Annotated in this window: 7 protein-coding genes; all 7 read left to right on the plus strand. The window is 41.1% G+C overall.

The features are described 5' to 3' along the window. The first annotated feature begins 7 nt into the window (after positions 1 to 7). Positions 8 to 2,452: a DNA topoisomerase IV subunit A gene (gene parC / locus FFM73_RS02220; RefSeq protein WP_137630157.1), complete on the plus strand. Its 2,445-nt coding sequence runs from the start codon at positions 8 to 10 to the stop codon at positions 2,450 to 2,452. A 114-nt stretch (positions 2,453 to 2,566) separates the two neighbouring features. Further along, the gene (locus FFM73_RS02225; RefSeq protein WP_137630158.1) at positions 2,567 to 3,526 is read left to right on the plus strand and encodes a LysR family transcriptional regulator; all 960 of its coding nucleotides are present in this window, start codon (positions 2,567 to 2,569) and stop codon (positions 3,524 to 3,526) included. A 50-nt stretch (positions 3,527 to 3,576) separates the two neighbouring features. Next, on the plus strand, positions 3,577 to 4,506 hold the full coding sequence (locus FFM73_RS02230; RefSeq protein ID WP_137630159.1) for a manganese-dependent inorganic pyrophosphatase: 930 nt from the start codon (positions 3,577 to 3,579) through the stop codon (positions 4,504 to 4,506). Between the two features lie 175 nt (positions 4,507 to 4,681). Next, complete coding sequence (msrB, locus tag FFM73_RS02235) at positions 4,682 to 5,119, plus strand: peptide-methionine (R)-S-oxide reductase MsrB (RefSeq protein ID WP_137630160.1); 438 nt, start codon at positions 4,682 to 4,684, stop codon at positions 5,117 to 5,119. A 93-nt stretch (positions 5,120 to 5,212) separates the two neighbouring features. Then, positions 5,213 to 5,587 carry a hypothetical protein gene (locus tag FFM73_RS02240; protein WP_137630161.1) on the plus strand — a complete coding sequence of 125 codons (375 nt, stop codon included), beginning with the start codon at positions 5,213 to 5,215 and terminating at the stop codon, positions 5,585 to 5,587. Positions 5,588 to 6,776: 1,189 nt separating this feature from the next. After that, a complete protein-coding gene (locus FFM73_RS02245; protein WP_171001163.1) occupies positions 6,777 to 7,208 on the plus strand; it encodes a MarR family winged helix-turn-helix transcriptional regulator in 432 nt (143 codons plus the stop codon). A gap of 22 nt (positions 7,209 to 7,230) precedes the next feature. Continuing rightward, positions 7,231 to 8,124: an NmrA family NAD(P)-binding protein gene (locus FFM73_RS02250; RefSeq protein ID WP_137630163.1), complete on the plus strand. Its 894-nt coding sequence runs from the start codon at positions 7,231 to 7,233 to the stop codon at positions 8,122 to 8,124. Positions 8,125 to 8,237: the final 113 nt, after the last annotated feature.

The raw sequence follows: 8,237 nt of genomic DNA on the forward strand, positions 1-8,237 counted from the left end.
CTTTTGAGTGGCGGGAACTAAGATTCAAGAGCTCACATTAGAAGAAGTTATGAGTGACCGGTTTGGTCGCTATTCAAAATCAATTATTCAAGAACGGGCACTTCCCGATATTCGTGACGGTTTAAAACCGGTTCAACGGCGGATCTTATTTGCCATGAATAAGGATGGTAACACGTATGATAAGCCGTTTCGTAAATCAGCGAAGGCTGTCGGGAACGTTATGGGTAACTTTCACCCCCATGGTGACAGTTCTATCTACGAAGCCCTTAACCGGATGAGTCAGGACTGGAAAGTACGCGAACCACTGATTGAAATGCACGGTAACAACGGTTCTATGGACGGCGATCCGCCTGCTGCCATGCGGTATACGGAAGCCCGGTTGAGTAAAATTGCCGGCGAAATGCTGCGTGACATTGATAAAGAGACCGTTGATATGGTCTTGAACTTCGATGATACGGAGTACGAGCCAATCGTTTTACCAGCCAAGTTTCCCAATTTGCTGGTTAACGGTGCGACAGGGATTTCTGCCGGTTATGCCACGGATATTCCGCCGCATAACTTAGGTGAAGTGATTGATGCTTTGCTCTATTTGTTGGACCATCCGAAGACTGACCTTGAGCATCTCATGCAGTTTGTTAAAGGCCCTGATTTCCCAACCGGAGGGATCCTACAAGGCATTGATGGTATCAAAAAAGCTTACGAAACCGGTCGTGGCCGGGTGGTCGTCCGGTCAAAGACTAGCATTGAAGAATTACGTGGCAATAAGCAGTTGATTCGGGTCAGCGAGATCCCTTATGAAGTCAATAAAGCCGTTCTCGTGAAGCGCATCGATGAGTTACGGTTGCTGAAAAAAGTGGACGGCATTTCCGAAGTACGTGATGAATCAGACCGTGACGGACTGTCTATTGCCATCGAACTTAAACGTGATGTGGACGCCCAGGGGATTTTGAATTACTTATTCAAAAATACCGACCTGCAGGTGACCTATAACTTCAACATGGTGGCCATCACTCATAAGCGGCCAGAACATGTGGGTCTAAAGACGATTCTGTCAGCTTACCTGGAACATCAGCAAGACGTGATTTCCCGGCGGACTAAATTTGATTTGGATAAAGCTTTGAACCGGCAACAAATCGTTGAAGGGTTGATCAAAGCCCTGTCGATTTTAGATCAAGTGATCGCCACGATTCGGGCAAGTAAGAACCGTAAAGATGCCCGTGACAATTTAGTTACCAGCTACGATTTTTCCGAGACGCAGGCGGACGCTATTGTGGCTTTACAGCTCTATCGGTTGACGAATACTGACGTTACGGCGTTAGAAAAAGAAGCCGCGCAATTAGCGAAAAACATTACCGGCTACAAAGAGATTCTGGCTGATCCTAAAGCGTTAAACAAAGTCCTGCGAAAAGAACTGCGTGCGATCAACAAACAGTACCGCAATGATCGTCGGACTGAGATTCAAGCAGAAATTACACCGCTCAAGATCTCAACTAAAGTCATGGTTCCAGACGAAGAGGTTGTGGTACTGGTTAGCCGCGATGGTTATTTGAAACGTAGCGGGGTCAGATCTTACAAAGCCTCCGATCCAGAAGATAATGGTTTAAAGGACGAAGACTATCCGATCTTTACTGAAAAGCTCAGTACGTTAGACCACTTGTTTATGTTTACCAATAAGGGGAATTTAATTTACCGACCGGTTCACGAGATCACCGATGCCCGCTGGAAGGACACAGGGGAGCACATTTCGCAAACCATTGGCCTAGCCGATGATGAGGAAATCATTGCCACTTATGCGTTCAACACGCTGCAGGCACCTGGTGAGTTCCTGATTGCAACCGATGATGGTTATATCAAACGCACGGCCTTTAAGAATCTATTACCGGGCCGGACGTATAAGTCCAGTGCTAAGATCTTTGAAAAATTAAAGTCTGATCAAGCGAAGGTCGTCAATGTAACCTATCTGCCACAACCGGCTAAAGCCTCCGTTTTACTAATGTCTCGATTCGGTTTTGCTTTACGCTACGACCTGGCAGAAGTGTCGGTCAATGGGGCACGAACGACTGGTGTTAAGTCAATGAACCTTGGCGAGGGTGATTCGGTGGTTGATCTGCAGCTGGTCAATGATGATGATACGCTTGCCTTAATTACGCAACGCGGGGCCTTTAAGAAGATGCCCGCTAGTGAATTATCAGTGACGAGTCGGGCACGAAAGGGAGTCTTGATTCTTCATGCGCTTAAGTCTAAACCGCATGAAGTGGTTGACTTTATTAAACTAAACGATGAATCGTCACCGTTAGAGGTCATCACTGACCGACGACGGCTGCACGATATTCTCCCAGCGGAGCACCCAATGAATAATCGTTATTCAAACGGGTCATTTGTGGTTGATACTGAAGCAGAGGGAATTCCGGAAATGTTACGAAATAAGCCGACTATTTTAACTTTGTCTTAATTTTTATTAGTAATTAGTTATTTTTAGATTACAATAATTGCGTATTGCGCCAAAGATGGTTATTATAGTTTTGATAATAAAACATTTAGGACAACCTATCTAGGAGGTTCCCACATGAAAAGCAAACAAGAGAGTCTTTTTTCGTCTAAAACATTGACTTATTTCTTACAGTTGTCGGAAACTATGAATTACACGCAAGCCGCACAGATCTTGGGAATTACGCAGCCAGCATTGACCCAACAGATCAAGAAGCTGGAACGGACAGCCGGGGCACGGCTATTCTATTCCGTAGGTAAGAAACTGCGGTTGACTGATGCTGGGTATACTATGCTTGATGCCACTCATCGAATCTACGATGTTTTAAATCAAGCATCGGATGAAATTCAGCAGTCGACTAGTGCCACTCAAGGTGATATTAACATTGGGATGCTGGCATCGGTTGAAGATAGCGTCTTTGAAGACTTTATGATTCAGTCATACCGTGAAAATCCTGAAGTTAAGATTACGCTGCATATGCTGACCCGTAAGGAAATTTGGGACAAACTGGAAAACAACCAGATTGATCTGGCCATCATGTATCTGCCGGATGAATCAATTAAAAACTGGAAACCATATGAATCTAAGCGCATTATCAGTGATGATCTGCTCTTTATTCACCATGATGAAAAACTCAGCAAGAAGAAGCGTATCAAGTTTGCTGATACCCCCAACAAGCCTTGGGTTACGTATCCGGTTGATTACTACTTGAACCACGTGATGCGTGAGTCCTTTAAGAACGCAATGGTCGATCTGCCAACTAGTGTGGCCCAGTTTACGACACCAGGACAGTTACTGCAGTTCTCAGAACAGACTGGCGCTTATACGGCATTACCAAATTCATTCGTAGTTGGTCAAGGTGAACAGCCTGATACTTGGACGGCTCGGTTTGAACCCAATATTCGCTTTGAATTGGCCTTTGTCTTCAGAACTGGGAAGGATAAGATTCCCCGTATCGGTCATTTCTTAGCGCAATTTGATCAATATCTGAAAACCAAAGATTATTTGGCCCGTTTGCAGGAAATTCAGCAGAATTAATAGTATGATTAATATGTAAAATCATAATTGATATGAGGAGCGATAATTTTATGTCAAAAGAACTTGTTTTTGGACACAAAAGTCCCGATACTGATGCCATTGTTGCCGCAATGGCATACGCATATTTACAATCTAAATTAGGCTATGACGTTGAAGCCGTTGCACTTGGCGAACCTAATATGGAAACTAGCTTTGTTTTAAAGCATTTTGGCGTTGCTGCACCACGAGTCGTCAAGACGGTTTCAAACGAAGTCGATAAGGTTATGCTAGTTGATCACAATGAACCACAGCAATCTGCAGACGACATTGATAAAGTAACGGTTACCCACGTGGTCGATCATCACCGAATCAATGGTTTTAATACCGCTGCACCATTATTTTACCGTGCTGAACCAGTTGGCTGTGTCAGCACCATCATTACCAACATGTTTGCTGAAAACAAGATCGATATCCCAACCCAATTAGCTGGTTTGATGCTGTCAGCCATTATTTCTGACACCTTATTGCTCAAGTCACCAACGACTACTGACAAAGATCGTGAAGCCGTTAAAGCATTGGCCCAAATTGCCGATGTGGATTACCAGTCTTACGGGATCGAAATGCTTAAGGCAGGGACTAACTTATCAGCTAAGACTGATGCTGAATTGGTCTCAGGCGATGCTAAGTCATTTACCATGGCTGGCAAGAACATTCGTATCGACCAGATCAACACGGTAGATTTGAACGATGTTATCAGTCGTGAAGACGGTATTAAAAAGGCGATGAGCGACGAAGCTGCTAAGAACGGTTATGACTTATTCTTAGTCTTAGCCACCAACGTTTTGGACAGCAACTCCGAATTATTCGTCTTTGGTGAACCAAAGGACATCGTTGAAAAAGCCTTCAATACGACTTTGAAAGACGACCGTGCTAGTTTACCTGGTGTTGTCTCACGGAAGAAGCAAGTGGTACCACCATTGCAAGAAGCTTTTGAAGGTTAATTGAAATACTGAATCGTATGTTAAAAGAGCAGTCCAAGTCATTGGATTGCTCTTTTTTGCGTTAACTAGTGATCCAAAAAGGTTGTGATTAAGCAACAAGTTGGTATAATGGGCTAATAGATTGTACACAATCCATCTAAACTAACTAAACTAAAAAATCAAGGAGTTGCTAACAATGGCAGAGAATGATAACAAATTACGTGAACAATTATCTCAAACAGCGTACGAAGTGACCCAAAACGCAGCTACTGAAGCACCATTCAGCGGTAAATATGATCAGTTTGATCAACCGGGGATTTACGTTGATATTGTCAGTGGTGAGCCGCTCTTTAGTTCGCTTGATAAATATGATGCTGGCTGTGGCTGGCCGTCATTTACCAAACCAATCGAAAAGAAATCCGTTAAACGTCACTTGGATACTTCACACGGGATGTTTAGAACTGAAGTGCGTTCAATTGATGCCAAATCGCATTTAGGCCATGTGTTCACCGATGGTCCACAAGCAGCTGGTGGTTTAAGGTATTGTATCAACAGCGCAGCGTTAAAATTTATCCCAGCAGATCAGCTTGAACAGGCGGGTTATAGTCAATATCAAGCGCTATTTGAATCATAACTGCCAGCAGAACGGTTGCAAATCCCATAAAATCACTGATAATGGAGTATAAATAGGTATATCCGTTATTGGTCATTTAGGGAGTTGATTTTTGTGTATAAAAAAACGGCTATTACGTCATGGATCACTGGCATCTGTCTATGTTTAATTACGGTGATTTCAGCATTCAGTCAGCATCATTTATCGTATCAGAGCCTAGTGAGCGTTTTAAGTTACCTTGGTGTCTATGCAATCTCGCTGTATCTAGCAAAGCATAATGGAACTGAAAAAATCATTCTTACGTTTGTTAATATTCTAGCTGTCGCCATGCTAATAGCAATGATGATCAACGCCGTGAGAAAGTATTCAGGATTAGTTACGGTATCATTATTAGTGGTTTGCGTAGTTGGTGCTATTACGGGCATCATGGCAATTTGGTTTAATAATCGGTTTGCAAAAGTTAATTCCGAAAAGTCTAAAGAGCACTAAATATGGTGCTTTTTTATTTTGGCTGTTTTTGGACATACGATGTACGGAAGAATTTTATCGGTAATTTATTAAGACCAGATCTAAGTTATTTGATTCTAAGACAATGACAATTAGGTTATTCTTTGAAAATATTCGATGCTGATGACGTGTTAATGATTTAGTACGAACATAAAAGTGATAACAAAATGGCGAGGTTAATTTGCAATCGTTTAGGAGCACATTTAAAAGCCATTCAGGAGTAAATCATTTGCTCTTTATCACTACTTTGAATAATATATATTATGTAAAGTAGAGCAAATAATCAATGAGGTAGCAATATTTTAACTATTTGGTAACTTCCCTATTTTGTCTATTGATGCTAATTAGTTAAATAAAGAATACACACGGATTTGCTAAACGAACTCAGCATTTAAATAACGTGTCTGAACACATGACTCGTAGAAACTACACATCAAAATAAACGAACGTGTGTCGTATGAACGCCAAATAGTAACCTATTTCGGTAATAGTATCAGATCTGTCCTTATTTGAAGATTTAAGCAGTAGCCGTATTCATTTTAATCATGATGGTCATTTTCTATAGTCTATATGGGTCTTATGGTTTGAGCAACTAAAATCATAAAACTAGTTAAATTCAAAGTTATAAGCAAATATTTTCCTGCTAGTATAACTAGATGGCTAAAATATTTATGCTACTGCTACTAATACCGTTGATCTTTTAAAATATGATTAGTTCGGCAGCCATTAAACCAGTTAACACCACGTTATTAACTAGTCATTTGTAGATTAAAACAGTCTCTAAAAGCTGATTTTACAAGCTTTTAAGTGATTTAAATCATTAATTAAGTTAACCTGATTTACTAGCGATATTAGTTTAAATAATGACCTTTTTATAGTCGTCAAAGACTGCCATCATACGGTTTACAGGTCTTTTCATCTACTTGTTATTAATGATCGTTTAGCCCCCTCAATTGTAATTTACGCTAGGGGAAGGGTTCATCATCTTTTCTATGTAAACTTAATAAAACCTATATTTTATTAAGTTTACTAAATTAACCTACTCTATCGCTAATTTTCCTCTATTCTATTGAAAACGATTGCAAAATATTCCTAGCATGCTAAGATATAGGTAATAAATCCTAGCTAGCTAACTATTCTGATTTATAATTTGCTTTTGGGGGGTAATGACTTGCTGAATCAACGGAATCGAATTGGCATCTATTTAAAAGAAGCCACAATTGAATTTGATAAAAAGAGTAATCACCTCTTGGCACAATACCATTTGACCCAGCCACAGTTTAACCTACTCTCCTGCTTGTTTGTCAATCAGGACCGAGTTGTTCGCCAAGTGGATCTAGAAAAGCAATTTAGACTTTCTAGCCCCACTGTCACACGCCTTTTGCATCAACTAGAGAACAAGGGCTTTATTCAACGGGTGCCCAATCCGGACGATGCCCGTAGCAAACAAATCGCGCTAACATCGCAAGCCTTAGCTAAACAGACGATTCTTCTTGATTCGGCTGACCAGTTAGAAACAGAGATTAGAACCGGTTTAAGTGATTCTGAGTTGAAATCGGGAATTGACTTCATGAAAAAAATCTTGAATAATCTCGAAAACTAATTCGTTCTAGGAGGAATTTGTTATGTTACTAATTACAAGTGCATGTGGATCTGTTGGCCGCCAAATTGTCCCTTATTTGGCAAAGCATGGTGTTGATATTCGTGCAGTGGATATCAATCCTAAGGTAGCCGACTATAAGTCACAAGGTGTCAAAGAGACAATGGTCATTGATGCTACTAAAGCTGACCAGATGGAAAAGGCAATGACGGGTGTTGACCAAGTTGTTTACATCCCTACCCTGTTCTCATTTCAGGAATATGTCATGGGCAAAATTGCTATTGACGCTGCCATTAAGGAAGGCGTTAAGCAATTCATCGATATTTCAGTTCTCTTCCCTAACTTGGATACTAAATTGCACCATATGATGAAGAAAAAGGTTGAACATTACTTGTTATACCGTGGGTTCGAAAGCCATATGTTATGGACGGTTCTGCAGCCATCTGGTTATAACCACGATGTCTTCCTTGAACAGTTCTACAAGTTGGGTAAGTTCCCGAACTATACCCCACTTGATAAGCGGATGTCTTGGTTTGATGCTCTCGATGAAGCCGACGTTATCTTGAAAGTCCTTGATCGTCCAGAATACTTCGATAAGGGTGTCTACCAGCTTTGCAATGAAAAATTAAACAGTTACGAAGTTGCCGATATGATGACTGATGTCACTGGTAAAAAGATTGAGGCCGAGTATGTCGACGAAGATCATCTTGCTGATTATTGGCCACAATATTTCCACGGTGGTGACAGTTATTCCTACGAAGCCTTCATTCGTTTAGTTCGTACGATGCGTAAATGGGGCTGGGATAGTTCTTCATTTACCCTAGAAGCTCTTCTAGATCATAAACCGCGGACGCTTCATCAATATCTGGAACGTGAAGCAAAACGGTTAGGTATTTATCATCCTGCTACTAAAAAATAGCTAATCAAAAATTTGGGTCTAAGCTTTTTAGTGTTGATTAAGTTCAACACTGAGAAACTTAGGCCTGTTTTTTTGCAAAAAAAGGACACCTAGTCTCCCAGGCGTTATACTTT

The organism is Secundilactobacillus hailunensis (assembly GCF_005405185.1).
GTDB classification, from domain to species: Bacteria; Bacillota; Bacilli; order Lactobacillales; family Lactobacillaceae; genus Secundilactobacillus; species Secundilactobacillus hailunensis.